Here is a 14,716-nt window from a genome sequence, read left to right as displayed (position 1 = left end):
TATCCCTGGGTCCTCTATGCGCACGCCCACCCGCGCCCTCCTCGCGCTCCTGCTCGTCACCGGCCTCGTGGCCGGTTGTGCCGCTCACTCCCCCGCCTCCTCCGAGGTGCTCGAACGGGCCGCCACGGCGGCGAGCAATGGGGCTTCCGCTTCGCGCACCCTCGCCTTCGCGGGCTTCCATTCCTGGCTGGTGCAAGGGGACATGGCGGCCGCCCAGGGCCGCTTCGACGAGGCCATCTCCAAGGATCCGGCCGAGCCCTACGCCCTCTACGGTCATCACCTGCTCGCGCGCCGCGCCGCCCAGCCCCGCCGGGCGCTCGACGCCGCGCTGGCGGTGGTCACCCGGGCGCCCCGTCATCCGCTGGCGGTGCCCTCGGCGCGCTACGTGCTGGAGTCGGTGGGCGTCTCGCCCGCGCTGGATGAAGTCATCCTCACCGGCCTGCTCGCCGCGCTCGACGCCGGCGCCGTGGGGGAAGCCGCCCAACTGCTGCGCGCGGCCCAGCTCTCGGTGATGGCCCTGCGGCCGGACCGGGCCGCCCAGACGCAGGTGCTCCAGGATCTCGGCGCCGCGGACACGGCCACGCTGCTCGGGCCCTTCTCCGCCTGGCACCTGCTCACCTTCGACGAGCCGCTCGCGCCGGAGAAGGACGGCTCGCTCGTGGGCCCCTTCACCGGCCCCTTCGGTCCGCTCGCGCCGCGCATCCTCCACGCGCCCGACAGCCGCCTGGACATCGCGGGCGAGACGAGCCCGGGAGATGTCTACCTGCTGGCGGCGGACGTGGAGGTGCCCGAGGCGGGCGTCTACGTGGTGCGCGCCGCGTCCGCCTCCTCGTACAAGCTGATGCTGGACGGGCAGCCCGTGCTCGAGCGCCGGGCCTTCGCGCGCGCCGCGTCCACCGTGGCCGCGCGCCCCCTGCAGCTCGGCGCGGGCCGGCACCGCGTCCTCGTCAAGCTGCTGCGCGATCAGCGCCAGGCCTCCGTGTCCGTCACGCTGTCGCGCGCCGATGGGCGCCCCGCCGCCCTGCGCTACAGCGCCGCCACCGGACCCGCTCCCGCCCCGTGGGGCACTGGCCCCAAGGAGGCGCGCGCGGAGCTCGTCTACCCGCGCGCCGAGGAGCTGTCCGCGGCGCTCACGGCCGAGGCGGGGACCCTGCTCGCGGACTTCATCGCGGTGCGCGACGGCATGTCGAGGGATCCGGACGGCTCCTGGCGGCTGATGACGCGCCTGGCGAAGCTCTCGCAGGCCCCGGCCGTGCTGTCGCTGCGCGCGGAGCTGGCCGTGCAGGACCGGACCATTCCCAGCAAGGTGGCGCGCGGACGCGCGACGAGGGATCTGGAGGCGGTGCTGGTCAGGGACGCGAGCGACGTGGTGGCGCTGATGGTGCGCGCCGAGCTGTCCCTCGGCGACAACCAGCCCACCACGGCGCTGGAGACGCTCAAGGCGGCGCGCAAGGCGGCGACTCCCACGGGCTGGCCCGTGCTGATGATGGAGGCGCGCGCGGCGGTGGCCCTGGAGCTGGACAGTACGGCGGAGGAGAGCCTGGCGTCGGCGCTCCAGGTGCAGCCGGGCCTGTGCGAGGCGCAGGGCCTGCGCTACAACCTGGCCAGGCGCCGCGACGCGGTGGCGCGCACGGATGAGCTGATCACCTCGCTGGAGGGCTGCCCGGGCTCGCTCGCGCGGGCGGCCGAGCACGCGCGGATGCGGGGCGATCTGGAGCGCAGCGTCGCCCTCTACCGGGAGCAGCTCACGCGCAATCCCGGGGACGGCACCACCGCCCTGTCGCTGGCGGCCGCGCAGGTGGCCCTGCGCCGGTTCGACGACGCCACCGCCACGCTCAAGGAGCTGAGCCTGCTGTGGCCGCGCAACCCCCGGGTGCTGGAGAAGTGGGCGGACGTGCGTGAGCTGGCCGGAGACGCCGCCGGGGCGCTCGCCCTGCGCGAGCAGTCGCTCCTGTTGGATGGGGACAACCTGTCGCTGCGCCGCGCCGTCACGCGCGCGAAGACGGGGCAGGAGGTGTTGCAGGCGCACGCCATCAACGGGCGCGAGGCCATCCGCGACTACGAGCAGAACCACGGCCCCGAGGACAGCTCCGCCGCCTACGTGCTGGACGCGGCCGCCACCCGGGTCTTCCCCGATGGCTCCCAGGTCACCCGCATCCACATCATCCAGAAGGCGCTGGAGCAGAGCGGCGTGCAGGAGATCGCCGAAGTGAACCTGCCCGCGGGCGCGCAGCCACTCGCGGTACGCACCCTCAAGGCCAATGGCACGGTGCTGGAGCCGGAGAGCATCGAGGGCAAGGACAGCGTCAGCCTGCCGGGCGTGCAGGTGGGTGACTACGTGGAGATCGAATACCTGCTGGCGGAGCCCTCGCGCGGGCCGGCGCAGCCGGGCTTCAAGGCGTCGGACTTCTACTTCAGCGTGGCGAGCATGCCGGACCACCGCGCCACGTACACGGTGGTGGCGCCCAAGGGCACGGGCATGAAGGTGGACGCGCACAACGTCCGGGTGCCACCGCCCACGGTGAAGGGTGACGAGGAACTCTTCACCCACGAGGTGCGCGGGGTACCGCCTCTCATCCCCGAACCGGATGGCCCCTCGAGCAAGGAATACCTGCCCTTCGTGGTGGTGGGCGCGGGCACCACGGGCAATGACAAGCTGGTGGCGGTGTACGCGGACAGCTTCCTGGAGCGGGGCGCGCTCAACTGGGAGCTGGAGGCGTTCGTGCGCGAGGCGGCAGGGGACAAGCGCGGGCTCGCGGCGGCCCAGGCACTGTACGCGGCGGTGATGAAGCGCTTCAGTGGCCGGGACGCGGGGCTGACCCAGTCGGCGGCGTCCGCGGTGGCGCAGGACCGGGGCAGTCGCATGTGGGTCCTCAAGACAGGCCTGGAGGTGTTGGGGATTCCCACGCGCCTGGCGGCGGTGCGCACCTTCTCGGTAGACCCGGCGGAGTACCTCTTCCCCGAGGAGTCGCTGCTGCCCTACATCGCGCTGCGCGCGGAGGTGCCGGGCGCGGGGCCGGTGTGGCTGGACACCACCACGCGCTACGCGCCCTTCGGCGAGCTGCCCGAGACGGCGCTGGGCGAGCGCGACGCGTACCTGCTGCCCGAGCCGGGCCGGGCCCTGGAGAAGGTGAAGACGCCGAAGCTCGAGCCGCAGCCGGGCAAGCAGGTGAAGCTGGAGCTGGAGCTGGATGAAAACGGCCACCTCGTGGGCCGCGGCGAGGAAGTCTACACGGGCTACGACGCGGCCCAGCTCGCGGAGGCCTTCGAGGCCATCTCCGGCGATCGCCGGCGGCAGGCCCTCCAGAACGCGGTGGGCCGCTACTTCAACGGGGCGGAGCTGACCGAGCTGAAGTTCGATCGCGAGGAGCAGGTGGGCGCCCCCTTCACGGTGCGCTACGGCTTCAAGGCCACGAGCTTCGCGCGCGCGAGCGGCGGGACGCTGGTGCTGCCGCCCATCACCATGCCCGCGACGTTGGGACGGCAGTACGTGCAGCTCAGCACGCGCACCGTGCCCCTGCTCATCGACGACACCGAGGCGAGCACCACGCGGGTGAGCCTGAAGATGCCCTCGGGCTACCGTCTGACGGATCCCCAGGCGCAGTTGAAGACGGAGAGCTCCTTCGGCCGGCTGCTGCGCACGGAGAAGCAGGAAGGCAACACGCTCTCCATCGACGAGACCTTGCGCGTGGAACGAGGCCGCATCGCGGTGAAGCAGTACGAGGACTTCGCGCACTTCGCGGGCGAAGTGGACCTCATCCAGTCGCGCGACCTGGTGCTCGTGAAACCCTAGCTCCCTTTCAACAAATACGTAAAAACCGAGAAACCAGTAAAAAACCCCACCCATTGGAGAGGCAATGAGATATCCTGCGTGCGCTTGACGATGAGCCAAGCCGTGCGGGTGTCTGTTTGAAAGACACCCGCGACGACATTGCATCCATCTCGAGAGGCGCGCATGAAGAGGAATCCGGTTTCAGGCGGTAGGGGTCTGAGCGGCTGGCGGGGTCTGTGTCTGGCGGTCCTCCACCTGTCGCTCCTCGGCGGGTGTGGGATCGAAGAGCCCAATCCTCCAGGGGAGCAGCCCCCGGTGGTGGTGGAGCCTGGCCCCACCACCCCCACCTCGCCCGCCACTCCCACCAACCCCGCTCCGACCCAGCCCACCAACCCGACTCCGACGCCGGTGGCCTCGCCCGTGGCCACGAATGGCCAGCTCAAGGTGGTGGGCAATCAAATCCAGAACCAGAATGGCGTAGCCGTCCAGCTCAAGGGAATGAGCCTCTTCTGGAGCCAGTGGGGCAGCGCGTTCTACAACGCCTCCGTCGTCAACTCGCTCGCGGACAACTGGAAGGTCACCGTGGTGCGCGCCGCCATGGCCGTGGAGGAAGGCGGCTATCTCACCAATCCGGCGGCGGAGAAGGCCCGGGTGAAAACGGTCGTCGACGCGGCCATCGCCAAGGGCATCTACGTCATCATCGACTGGCATGATCACAGCGCCACGCAGCACACCGCGCAGGCCAAGGCGTTCTTCACGGAGATGGCGCAGCTCTACAAGAACACCCCCAACGTCATCTTCGAGATCTTCAACGAGCCGGACAACGAGTCCTGGAGCGAGGTGCGTGCCTACGCCGTGGAAATCATTGGCGCCATCCGCGGCGCCGGTGCTCCCAACCTCGTGGTGGTGGGCACGCCGACCTGGTCGCAGGGCGTGGACGCGGCCGCCAACAACCCCATCACCCAGTACCCCAACGTGGCCTATACGCTGCACTTCTACGCGGGCACGCACGGGCAATGGCTGCGTGACAGGGCGGCCGCGGCGCTGTCCAGGGGCATCGCCCTGTTCGTGACGGAGTTCGGCACCTGCGACGCGTCCGGCAATGGCAATCTCAACCTCAACGAGAGCCAGCTGTGGATCGACTTCATGAACAGCCGCAAGCTGAGCTGGGCCAACTGGTCGCTGCACGACAAGCCCGAGACGGCCTCCGCGCTCGTCCCCGGCGCGAGCACCACCGGCAACTGGCCCGCCTCGGCCCTCACGCCCTCCGGCACCTTCATCAAGCAGAAGCTGTTGCAATAATCCGCGACGGGCGGGAGGCCTGAAGCTCCCGGGGCCTCCCGCCCTCACCGGCTTGATCCGAAAGAACGCATGGTTCGTGCGTTCCCTCCTGACAGGGTATCCACATGAGAAAAGATACGGCAGCTCGTCAACCCTCCCAAACTGAAGCCCTCACCCGCACGAAGCCCTCGTTTCACGCTGCTTCGGCCCTCCTCCTCTCCGCAGCTCTGGCCGGCTGCGGCGGCTCGCCCGGCGAGGCGAACGTCGCGGGCGCGAGTCTGGAGGAAGGCCAGGCAGAGAGCGCGCTCGCCTCCACGCTCGCATGTGCGCCGCTGTGCAATGGGAGCTGCACCCCCATCGATCTCGCGACCATCAACACCAACGGCGCCATTAATATCGCGCTGACGGACCAGTACGTGTACTACGGCGGCGGCTATGGCTCCGAGGTCAGCAACGACGAGGTAGGCAGGGTCCCCAAGGCCGGCGGCGCGAAGACCGTCCTCATCAATCGGCTCACCTACGTGACCGAGCTCGTGGGAAGCGGCCCCTACGCCTACTTCTCCGGCAGTGGTCCCGGCCTCGGGAGCAAATTGAACAGGGTGAACCCTGACGGCACCATCACCGCGCTGCCGGTCACCGGCGGCTACCCGTCGGGGGTGGCGGTGGACTCGACCCATATCTACTGGATCGGCAACAATCAATACAACATCTACGCCCAGCCGCTCTCGGGCGGGACCGCGTCCCTGGTCGTCCCTCGAGATCCTGTTTCGGGCGGGCTGCGGACGTCATTGTTCGCGGACGGCGATAGCCTGTACTATCGCGAACTCGGCTCTCTCTCTTCCACCATGAAGGCGCCCAAGTCTGGCGCCTCGGCGCCGATCAAGCTCACTCGTACGAGCTGGTATCTCGACTTCGACGACGCCAACGTCTACTACGCCGCGAGCGGGGTCTACAGAATTCCCAAGAGCGGCGGCACCGCCGTCCAGCTCGCCACCACGGGGACGAGGGTCGTCGTCGATAGCGAGAGGATCTACTGGCTCGATGGAACAGCCCTCCGGGCGATGTGCAAGGACGGCACCGGCGCCCAGGTCCTGGCGTCCACCGGCGAGTCTTATAACCTCGCCGTGGACAGCACGGGGGTCTACTGGGCTGGCGAGGGCAAGATCCGGAAGATCGCGAAGTAGCCCGCCCGCGGCGCTGGGGGGCGCCCGGCAGCGACGCCCTCCTCCACGGCCGACTCACCTTCGAGCAGTCTGAGCGCATTGTGTGCGGACGGACCACGCTTGACGAGGTGCTGGGCCAGTTGCAGCGAGCCGTCGGTGCCCTGCCGTACATGGGCGAGGGCACGACGGTCTCGCAGTAGGCTCGGGCCCACGCGCCGTGGGCAGCAGTGCTCACCGATGGATGCCGAGGTGCTCGTGAGAAATGCTCCAAGTGGTTCCGTTGTGGAGCCATCCGGGAGATGCTGCCCTCATCTGGTCATGGCGGAACGCTCCCCGGGAATGCTCTCCGGAATCGAGCTCGCGGAGGTGTGCAGGTGACAATCTTCGAGGAGCTTACAGGCGCGACGCTTTTCATCGAGACCCGGCGGCGAGCAGCGGAGGCGAAGGGTCGACAGGACGAAGAGAAGCTCTGGCGCTATGTACGCGCATTCAACCACTTCGTCCTCATTACCGGCCAGATCTACCGATTCGAAGACTCACTCGAGGGCAAGGCTCCAGCGGAACGCCCCTCCGTCAGCGCAAACCTGGGCAAGCATGAGGGGACGCTCGCGGAACCGGCGGTGGAACTGCTGCTCAAGACCCTGGACGAAACACCCGAGCTCGAACAGAAGCAGCATGCGCGCCTTCTCATCGCCCTCCTCGACTTCATCGCCGGACTGGACAGCTCGATGAGGCCGAGGACTACTTCATCAATCAACTGGACCATGCCCCGATGGCCATCGCGCACTTCACCAGCCAAGAGGAAGCCGAGGCCTGGATGAAGAGCGTCGCGGAACCACCGAGCCCGGTCCGCATCCTCATCGGCGATGCGTATTACCAATTCTGGTATACGCGTGAGGACAATACGCGCGGGATGTATCGCGAATATTGCATGGAGCCGGCGCTGGAGGCGCTGACCGCCAGGGGAATCCCCCCGCGGACTCCTTCGTTCGCCACACGCATGGAGGCGGAGGAATGGTTGATGAGCCACCCAGCCAATCCCTATGCCTTCGTGGTCATCGCCGGGGAGCACTACTTCGCGGTGCATCACCCGAGGCTGAAGCGTCACTCCCTCCACCACGTGGCGTCAGCCCTGAAAGACTGGGAGGAACGCAAGAGGGCCGTGGAGCTCGATACAGCCCTGGAGGCCGCGGCTCCGTCAGATGGAGCCGATGAGTAGCTAGACGCACGGCGGCTCGCTGGGCGGGGCCACGGCCCGAAACGGGTGTGTCGTATTCGATATGATAGCGGCGGCCGTTATGGTCGAACTGCAGGTCCGGTCGATTGATTCCCACGCGCTGGCGATTTTCCACCCGAATCGGGGCCAAGCGTATCCCGTTGACGACTCCAACGGCAGCGCCATCCGCACGGGAATCCGGAGTCAGACCGCCAATTACCAATGTGGAGCCGTGTCGGTCTCCTACGGCGTGCAGACCATCGACAACATCTCCGATGCCCAGGTGGCCGCGTGCGGCGATGCCATCGCGGCCGTCGGAGGGGCCTTGTGCCACAGTCGCCATGCGGCGTGAACCGCCGGCGTCCCGCCCTACCAACGACTCCGCCTGCTTCTGAGCGGTTCATCCACCCGAGGCCGGGGAGGCGCCCCGCGGGCGAGGCGCCTCCCCGGCCTCATTCCCCATCCGCGCCCACAACCCGCCCAGCTCGGCGGCGCTGCCCACCGCCAGCTTCTTCATTGCCCGGGCCCGGTGCTTCTCCACAGTCCCCTCGGAGATGTCCAGCTCGGCCGCGACCTGCTTGTTGAGCAGCCCCCGCGCCACGAGCGCGCACACCTCGCGCTCGCGCGGCGTGAGCAGGGAGATGCACGCCGCGACCGCGCCTGCCTCGTTCGCGCTCGGCGATGGCGGTAATCTCGCGAGCGCGGCGGTCAGCGTGGAGCCCCGATGATCGCGGAACGCCTTGTCTATCGAGCGCCCGCTCGCGCCGGTGATCCGGCAGAGCTCGCGCATCGACACCGGGCGGGGCCCGGCGGCCTCGACGTATTCCTCGACCCTGCGGACCGCGCCCATGCCGGCGCTCGGCGTGGGGGTCTGGAGCAGATGGGAGTAGTCGTGCGCCTGGCCCAGGAGGAGCGCGCGCACGACGCTCTCGCCGAGAGGGGCTATGAGCCGCGGATCCTGGAACATCACGGATCCCTTCTCGATCTCTCGTCCCAGGAAGAGGCACATTTGCCGGAGGGATTCGCCGTAGCCGGCTTGGGTGTCCATGGAGAGCGCGAACCGCGGCGGCCCATGCACGGTCTGGCCCGTGAGCGCCTCCAGCTCGGCCTGCAGATGGGCGGGGTCGATGCGCAAGGTGACCGAGCGGACGCCATCCGCCAGCTCCAAGACGAGAGGGTGTCCTGCCGTGAATACGACCGCGCCGCCGTCCTGCGTGATGTCGGCTGCGTTCTTGTGTGAAGCCGCGTGCCCGCTTTTGTCGGTGAGCAAGACCACGACGTAGCTGTCGGGCATGACGCGCATGATGGTCCCACCACTGCTCCCCCCGCGGGTGAAGACGACGGGGCCCGTGCCGGCGAGGTTGACCCGCCACTCGAAATGCTTTGAGTCCACGGCATCGAGCTTCGACTCACCGTACGTACGGCGGAAGATGTCGCGCGCCTCGTCAAGATGGCGCGTTTCCACGAGCTTGTATGGGCGAGGGCCCGACGAAGAGGTTTCGTTGGTCATGAAGAGCGACGCGAAGTTACGTAATCTCCGGTACGGAGCAAGCTCTGCGTTCACTCTCGGGAAGATTTTGACCTCGCAGGTCGCACCCGGAGCGGGGGCGGGGACGGGCGTATAGGAGGGAGAGGGGACCTGTTGAGGGGAAGGCTGGAACCAAATAGAAAGGCCGGTGCCGAAGCTCATGGCTCTCAGCACCGGCCCACGCTTCTCTTGGTACGGAACTACGTAGCGCCATTACTCCGGACCTGCCAGGACCCACGCTGAAGCTCCAGCGACTTGCACTGCTGAGTAGCGACGTCCCAGGTGAAGGTCAGCTTGTCATTGTCCTTGAGTGCGTAAACGAGATCGACAAAGGCCTGGGGTGGGTTGTTCAGGATACAGATCCCGTCGTTGCCGCTGGTATCCCTGGCATGGCAATACAATCTCTGGGTTGCTGTTCCCAAGGCCGTAAGGTCCACCTTGATCTGGCACTGAATGACGGAGTTCGTATCAGACGAGTTCTGCACGCCAACGAAAGAACCCGCCGCAACAGCCGTGCCCGACGGGGGAATGGAGAGGTAGATCTCAAAATTCGTCTTGCTGCCTGCGACGGCGGCTGTAGACAGAAGGGCAATACAAGCAAAGGCCAGTTTCGCGACGTTCATGTTTCCTCGATGTGGGATGTGGGCTATGGGCAAACCACCACAGCAAGTGAATCGTATTTCACTCCCGGAGACCTGTCAAACAAGATCAGTCCAGGCATCCAGCCCAGGCATCCAGAGAAAGTGTCAAAGAGTTCGTTCTGACACCTCTCTTCCCGCAAGCGGGCCCACAGAAGCAGAGCCTCTCCTTGGCCGCGACGATAATGTCACTTCACCGAGCCCGTCAGGGCTGCCTGGTACCAACGAACGTCGTCGATGATGCCCGCGAAGAATGAATTCGAGCCAGTCGACAACGGGGTACGCCTGGCCCTGATTTGGATGGGATCCATCTCCCGCGAATCGACCCCATGAGCTTGCCCGTCACCGCGTGGAAGGTAATGCCGGGGAACATTCTGTGGAGGGGTGGGTTTCCACCCCTTGCAAGGCGGGCCGAAGTATGGGGAGGGGGAATGGAGCGCTGCTCGCGTCTTGCCGATCAGGCCCCAACCCGTCGGCCGCATGGCATGGGCACGAAGGAAACGGGCCTGCGCGGTAGCTTCCATTCCGCCCGCATCTCGCACTTTCCGTAGGCTGGAGTACCATCTGGTCCGCGTGGATGGTGTCCGCTACGAGCCCATCTACACGGGGAGGGGATGTGGCGAGGAGTCGCTCATCTTCCGGGCCACGTTCAAGGCTGGTCGCGTCGCCGAGGCCTTCACCGACGGTCGTGAGCGTAAGTACCCCGTCGACCACGTTCGTGGCGTGGTGCACGAGTTCGGGAAGAGAGTGACCTGGTCGGACTGGACATACCACCGTGAGCGGTACTTCCCCCCGCCTCCGGCCCAGCCACCCAGGAGGACGTCGCGAATCAGTGGAAGTGAAGCCCCCGCGCTCGGGTGATACCCATCAACGGCCCTTCTCGGGCCTTGCCGCGCGGGGCTCGCCTCTTGCCGCCTCGGCTCTACCCACGCTTGGGGGACTTCCGGCGGAACAAGGCATCGGCTCGAAAAGGTGTCAGACGATTTGTACGGACGATTTGTAAGCGACCCCCTTCCCGGCTCGTTCACGGGACAAGCCAATCCTCGGGGCGCGTGCCGTGAGGGCCCATCACCCGCCTACCCGGCCCGAGGCAACCCGCGACCGTTGGGGCATGCCTCCACGAGCCCAGGCGCTGCGAGAGTTGCGTGAGCCCCTCGGAGAGCGAATCCGAAGGCACGGCCAATGTCGGATGGACGAGCAGGGACGAGCGAAGCCGGTTGCCGGGCGCCAGGGGGCCCCGCGCTCCTCACTGCCCGAGCGACGAGGGCGGCGGCTTCGCGCTGAAGGCGGGCGAGTAGCACTTGCCCTGGTGCTCGTAGAGCACGTCCGGGCACGGGGCCTTCAACTCGTGAGGCATCCAGCAGGCACCGACCAACTCGACCTCGGCGTAGCGATGGCAGGGAGGGCGCTTCTGTCCCTTGAAGGGCTCGCGCGGCAGCGGACGGGCGAGTACGGATTGCCCCGCGTCCGCGGTGTCCACGAGCACGCCATGGGTGGGCATGTCCAGATTTTCGCCCGCCGCGGGCTCCTCGTGGCTCCCAGACGCGGGCGGGGCGCTCGCCAAAGTCTCCGGGGAGCTCGGAGGTTGGGACACCGGGGCCAGACGCACCAGCGCGAAGAGAAGGGCGCACACCATGGCGGCGCTCGCCATGCCCAACCCCAGGCTCCACCGGAAGCGGGGCTCGTGGGTGCCGGACACGGCGCGGGCCATGCGCCGCACTTCCTCGAGCACACTCTCCAACGTGAGCAGCATCGACTCCGCCGACTGCCTGTCCAGGGCCCTGGCCCAGTCGGTGTGCTCCACTTCCATGGCGGAGTAACCCCCTGAGGCCCAGGAGCCGAAGAGCACTCGCCAGTCCTTGCGTGGTGCCGCGTCCTCCTCGGAGGAGTGCTTGCGCACCAGGGCCTTGGCCCCGCTCGTCTCGTGCGTGGCCAGGTAGAGCTGCTCCTGGCTGTCATGGGACTGCTGCACCTGCTCCTGAATCACGTACGGCCCCAACCGCTCCGGTTCCTCGCCGTTCGCTTCGGACTTCTTCTTCTTCTCGTCCATGCGTGCTCCTCCGCCCTGACCTCCCCGCCTGCGGGTGGCCAGGAGTCATGGTGCTCTCATGGACCGCGCCTGACTTCCAGGAGGTACTCGGTTCGGCAGGTGGGGGCCTACTCCTGGGGAAGGTGTCCGGCGAAGTCTCGGAGAAGGCATCTCCACACCCTTCCTGGGACTTGTGCCCCAAGGAGGGTTGCACCGCTTCTCCACTGGCCCGGCGCACAGCCCTGACAGCACCCATCCGCGGCCTTCCTCTCCCCCTCCGCTCCAGCCCTCCCCCCTCCACAGGGCCCCCATCCCTCCTATACGCCTTCGTAGTCCCGAGCATGTGTCATCCCCCGCAGAGGCGACGTTGCAAACCATACGCGGAGGGAATGAACGTAGTTCTCGTGGTCGCCATTGAGACGATCAGCGCTTGCCGTGACGTTTTCGCTGGGCGACCTTGGAGGAGCGCCCTGAGAAGGTGTCAGACAATTTGTACGGGACGATTCGTAAGAAACTCCAGGAGGTGTCAGAGAACTTGTTCCGCTCCCTCGCCGCCTACGAGTCGTCTGACACCTCTCAGGGCCTTGGTGTGCATGGGGCCGAGACTACCGCCCCCCCGCTCGGGGTGGGATGCGCCCTTCTTCCAATTCTCTCATAAGCCGAGTATCGCAACTTCGAATTGCGGTGAGTGAAATCCAATTCTATTCATCATCGCAACTTGGAGTTGCGGTCCATCGCGTGTGCGGAGGGGACCGTTTGCGACTTCCTGGGGGAGAACGACCATGGCATCCACGAATGATGTTTCCCGGAAACCCGCGACCTTCCTGCTGGCGAGCTCGGGGGCGCCGGGGCATCTGCTTCGCGTCCTGGACCTCGCGCAGCAGCTCACCGCTCGGGGCAACCGGGTGCTGTTCAAGGCGAAGGCGAGCCTGGCGGCCGATGTGAAGGCCGTCGGCGCGGAGCACCTGCCTCATGAGCGGATGCTCGACGTCCAGGACATTGGCGATCTCGCCCAGCTCACGAGTCTGCCGCCCTGGATGCCGTCGGTCCCCTTCGGCATCACGATGTTCCGGAGCATCGGCCAGGCGAACAACGTCCAGCTCGCGCGAGAGCTGGAGCCTGTCTTGAAGCGCGAGAAGGTGGACTGCGTGGTCCACGACTACTTCGAGCTGGGCGCGGCCTGGGCCGCCGAGCGCGCCGGCATTCCCTGGGCGAGCGCCGGGAACATGGGGACGGTCCTCACGGCGGATGAGCTGCCGCTGCTCTTCAGCACCATGCCGTCCATGAAGCCCTTCTTCCGGTTCCCCGCGCTGACGCACCTGCTGATGGGCCAGCTGATGCCGTTGAACGAGGCGAGGGCCCAGCTCGGTCTGTCCCCCTATCGTGGCCGCTTGGCGCACCTCGTCCAGGCCGCGGCCTCGCCCAAGCTCCACATCATCATGGGCCACCGGGGACTCGCCGGGAGCATTCCGCTGCGCGACAACCAGCTCTTCGTCGGGCCGACGACCGCCAACAGCTCCACGAGCCGCAAGGAAGCGCCGCGCATCGAGCCCGGGACCGTGATCGTCAGCACGACGACGACCCATGCGGACAATGGCTTGTTCCGGCGCGTGTTGGAGGCGGTCTCGCCCATGAACGTCCCCGTGCTCGCCACGGCCGCGGGGGCCTCGGATGTTCCCTCCGGGCTCGGCTCCCACATCCGCATCGAGCGCTACGTTCCCCACGACGAGGTGTTCCCCAAGGCCCGGGCGTTGATCACCCACGGGGGTTGGGGCGCGGTGGGTCGCGCCCTGTACACGGGTCTGCCCATGCTGGTCATCCCCCTCGTTGGAGACCAGACCCTCAACGCGTCGCTGGTCGAGCGCGCGGGGCTCGGGCGCTACCTGCCCCTGGAGAAGGCGACTCCCGAGCGGATCCGCGCCGAGTTGCAGGCACTCCTGGCCGACGAGTCGCTGCGAGCCCGCGCCCGGAAGGTCTCCTCGGAGATTCAGCAGCTCAAGAGCGGGCAGGTCGCCGCGCGCGCCCTCGAGAAGCTGGCCTTCGAGGGGAACGTGGACGTCAAGAGCATTTCCGCCGCGGCCTAGCCTTGGAGGAGCGCGTGCGGTCCGCGGTGCCTTGCGGGAACGGACTCACTTCGCGTGCACTCTCGAGCAGCGCTCGCACCACGGGCGTATCGGCGTCCTCCACGCGCCATGTGACGAACTCACTCAGGTTGATGTGGAGGTCCTCCACGGGCCGCCACATCAACGAGGCTTGCGATGCTGGCTCCCAGAACTTCTCCGTCAGGAAGGTAATCGCGTCGCCGATAACGACCAGTGCCAGGAGCGCCTCCAGGTCGAGCACCTCCGCCGTCACGTGCAGCGTCGCGCCCTGTGCGCGCGCCGCCATGATGATGTCCGCGTGGAGCCGCGGATAGAGATGACGTGGCTGGAGTAGCACGCGCTCGTTCTCAAGGTCTCGAAGCCGGATTTTCCCAAGTCGTGCGAGCCGATGCTCAGAGGAGAGAAGCACCCCGAGCCGGTCACGGCTCATCTCCAGGTGACCCAAGGAGTCGTCACTGGGCGCGTATGCACCATAGCCGAAGGTAATCGTCCCCTGCCTCAGCGCCGTCCACTGCTCGAGGCTGCTCATGGGGACGAGTTGCAGGCCGACACGGGGCGTTCGTCGGCGAAGCGCCGCGACGAGGGACAACAATGCACCCACGAAGGTCGTCCCCGTTTCAAAGCCGATGACCACGGTGCCAAGTCTGCCTTCGGCGATTCCCTTGGCTTCCTCAATGGCCGTGTCGACGCTCCCAAGGATGCTTCTGGCTCTCTCCGCGAAAACCTTCCCAGCAGCCGTGAGCTTGATTCCTCGCCCCTCGGGCGCGAAGAGTTCAACGCCCATCTCGTCCTCGAGGTCCTTCATTTGCCGGCTCAGCGGCGACTGCGAGACGTGGAGTCGCCCGGCCGCGCGACGGAAGCTTTGCTCCTCGGCGATGGTGACGAAGTAGCGCAGATGTCGGAGTTCCATGAGTTCTATCGTTGCTCAAGAGGTATCATATTCGTTCAATCAATGTCTTGGACGGTTCGATTCCGGAAGTGTACCTG

The 14,716-nt window shown here is 67.0% G+C and carries 12 protein-coding genes; 8 read left to right on the top strand and 4 right to left on the bottom strand.

Annotation, left to right across the window (positions count from 1 at the left end; translation table 11 throughout):
• The first annotated feature begins 16 nt into the window (after positions 1-16).
• The 6 genes from CYFUS_RS08090 (at position 17) to CYFUS_RS52475 (ending at position 7,784) form a co-directional block, all read left to right on the top strand.
• The gene (locus CYFUS_RS08090; protein ID WP_095984699.1) at positions 17-3,793 is read left to right on the top strand and encodes a tetratricopeptide repeat protein; all 3,777 of its coding nucleotides are present in this window, start codon (positions 17-19) and stop codon (positions 3,791-3,793) included.
• Positions 3,794-3,955: 162 nt separating this feature from the next.
• Positions 3,956-5,074, top strand: coding sequence for a glycoside hydrolase family 5 protein (locus tag CYFUS_RS08085; protein ID WP_232537439.1), 1,119 nt, complete (start codon positions 3,956-3,958; stop codon positions 5,072-5,074).
• Positions 5,075-5,178: 104 nt separating this feature from the next.
• On the top strand, positions 5,179-6,237 hold the full coding sequence (locus CYFUS_RS08080; RefSeq protein ID WP_095984698.1) for a hypothetical protein: 1,059 nt from the start codon (positions 5,179-5,181) through the stop codon (positions 6,235-6,237).
• 353 nt (positions 6,238-6,590) lie between these two features.
• A complete protein-coding gene (locus CYFUS_RS50415; RefSeq protein ID WP_157758316.1) occupies positions 6,591-7,037 on the top strand; it encodes a hypothetical protein in 447 nt (148 codons plus the stop codon).
• Positions 7,034-7,435: a hypothetical protein gene (locus CYFUS_RS08075; protein WP_232537438.1), complete on the top strand. Its 402-nt coding sequence runs from the start codon at positions 7,034-7,036 to the stop codon at positions 7,433-7,435. The genes CYFUS_RS50415 and CYFUS_RS08075 overlap by 4 nt, the downstream gene beginning before the upstream one ends.
• A gap of 79 nt (positions 7,436-7,514) precedes the next feature.
• Positions 7,515-7,784 (top strand): hypothetical protein, encoded by a 270-nt coding sequence (locus CYFUS_RS52475; RefSeq protein ID WP_095984696.1) that lies wholly within the window; start codon positions 7,515-7,517, stop codon positions 7,782-7,784.
• 48 nt (positions 7,785-7,832) lie between these two features.
• Here CYFUS_RS52475 and CYFUS_RS54305 read toward each other — a convergent pair whose 3' ends face one another.
• Positions 7,833-9,122: a LuxR C-terminal-related transcriptional regulator gene (locus tag CYFUS_RS54305; protein ID WP_095984695.1), complete on the bottom strand. Its 1,290-nt coding sequence runs from the start codon at positions 9,120-9,122 to the stop codon at positions 7,833-7,835.
• Between the two features lie 38 nt (positions 9,123-9,160).
• The gene (locus CYFUS_RS08060; protein ID WP_095984694.1) at positions 9,161-9,583 is read right to left on the bottom strand and encodes a hypothetical protein; all 423 of its coding nucleotides are present in this window, start codon (positions 9,581-9,583) and stop codon (positions 9,161-9,163) included.
• A 588-nt stretch (positions 9,584-10,171) separates the two neighbouring features.
• Between CYFUS_RS08060 and CYFUS_RS08055 the strand changes: the two genes are divergently transcribed.
• A complete protein-coding gene (locus CYFUS_RS08055) occupies positions 10,172-10,459 on the top strand; it encodes a hypothetical protein (protein WP_095984693.1) in 288 nt (95 codons plus the stop codon).
• 385 nt (positions 10,460-10,844) lie between these two features.
• Here the strand turns inward: CYFUS_RS08055 and CYFUS_RS08050 are convergent, their stop codons facing one another.
• Positions 10,845-11,648 (bottom strand): hypothetical protein, encoded by an 804-nt coding sequence (locus tag CYFUS_RS08050; protein ID WP_095984692.1) that lies wholly within the window; start codon positions 11,646-11,648, stop codon positions 10,845-10,847.
• Positions 11,649-12,409: 761 nt separating this feature from the next.
• Between CYFUS_RS08050 and CYFUS_RS52465 the strand changes: the two genes are divergently transcribed.
• The gene (locus CYFUS_RS52465; RefSeq protein WP_232537437.1) at positions 12,410-13,711 is read left to right on the top strand and encodes a glycosyltransferase; all 1,302 of its coding nucleotides are present in this window, start codon (positions 12,410-12,412) and stop codon (positions 13,709-13,711) included.
• Here the strand turns inward: CYFUS_RS52465 and CYFUS_RS08040 are convergent.
• Positions 13,686-14,639, bottom strand: coding sequence for a LysR family transcriptional regulator (locus CYFUS_RS08040; RefSeq protein WP_095984691.1), 954 nt, complete (start codon positions 14,637-14,639; stop codon positions 13,686-13,688). The genes CYFUS_RS52465 and CYFUS_RS08040 overlap by 26 nt on opposite strands.
• Positions 14,640-14,716 lie beyond the last annotated feature (77 nt).

It is taken from the genome of Cystobacter fuscus (assembly GCF_002305875.1).
Lineage (GTDB): Bacteria > Myxococcota > Myxococcia > Myxococcales > Myxococcaceae > Cystobacter > Cystobacter fuscus_A.
This window is presented reverse-complemented; position numbering and strand designations above follow the sequence as displayed.

Bases quoted from the DNA above. Each gene is read 5' to 3' on its own strand.
- CYFUS_RS08090 (WP_095984699.1), top strand. From the start codon at position 17: ATGCGCACGCCCACCCGCGCCCTCCTCGCGCTCCTGCTCGTCACCGGC.
- CYFUS_RS08085 (WP_232537439.1), top strand. From the start codon at position 3,956: ATGAAGAGGAATCCGGTTTCAGGCGGTAGGGGTCTGAGCGGCTGGCGG.
- CYFUS_RS08080 (WP_095984698.1), top strand. From the start codon at position 5,179: ATGAGAAAAGATACGGCAGCTCGTCAACCCTCCCAAACTGAAGCCCTC.
- CYFUS_RS08075 (WP_232537438.1), top strand. From the start codon at position 7,034: ATGAAGAGCGTCGCGGAACCACCGAGCCCGGTCCGCATCCTCATCGGC.
- CYFUS_RS52475 (WP_095984696.1), top strand. From the start codon at position 7,515: ATGGTCGAACTGCAGGTCCGGTCGATTGATTCCCACGCGCTGGCGATT.
- CYFUS_RS54305 (WP_095984695.1), bottom strand. From the start codon at position 9,122: ATGAGCTTCGGCACCGGCCTTTCTATTTGGTTCCAGCCTTCCCCTCAA.
- CYFUS_RS08060 (WP_095984694.1), bottom strand. From the start codon at position 9,583: ATGAACGTCGCGAAACTGGCCTTTGCTTGTATTGCCCTTCTGTCTACA.
- CYFUS_RS08050 (WP_095984692.1), bottom strand. From the start codon at position 11,648: ATGGACGAGAAGAAGAAGAAGTCCGAAGCGAACGGCGAGGAACCGGAG.
- CYFUS_RS52465 (WP_232537437.1), top strand. From the start codon at position 12,410: ATGGCATCCACGAATGATGTTTCCCGGAAACCCGCGACCTTCCTGCTG.
- CYFUS_RS08040 (WP_095984691.1), bottom strand. From the start codon at position 14,639: ATGGAACTCCGACATCTGCGCTACTTCGTCACCATCGCCGAGGAGCAA.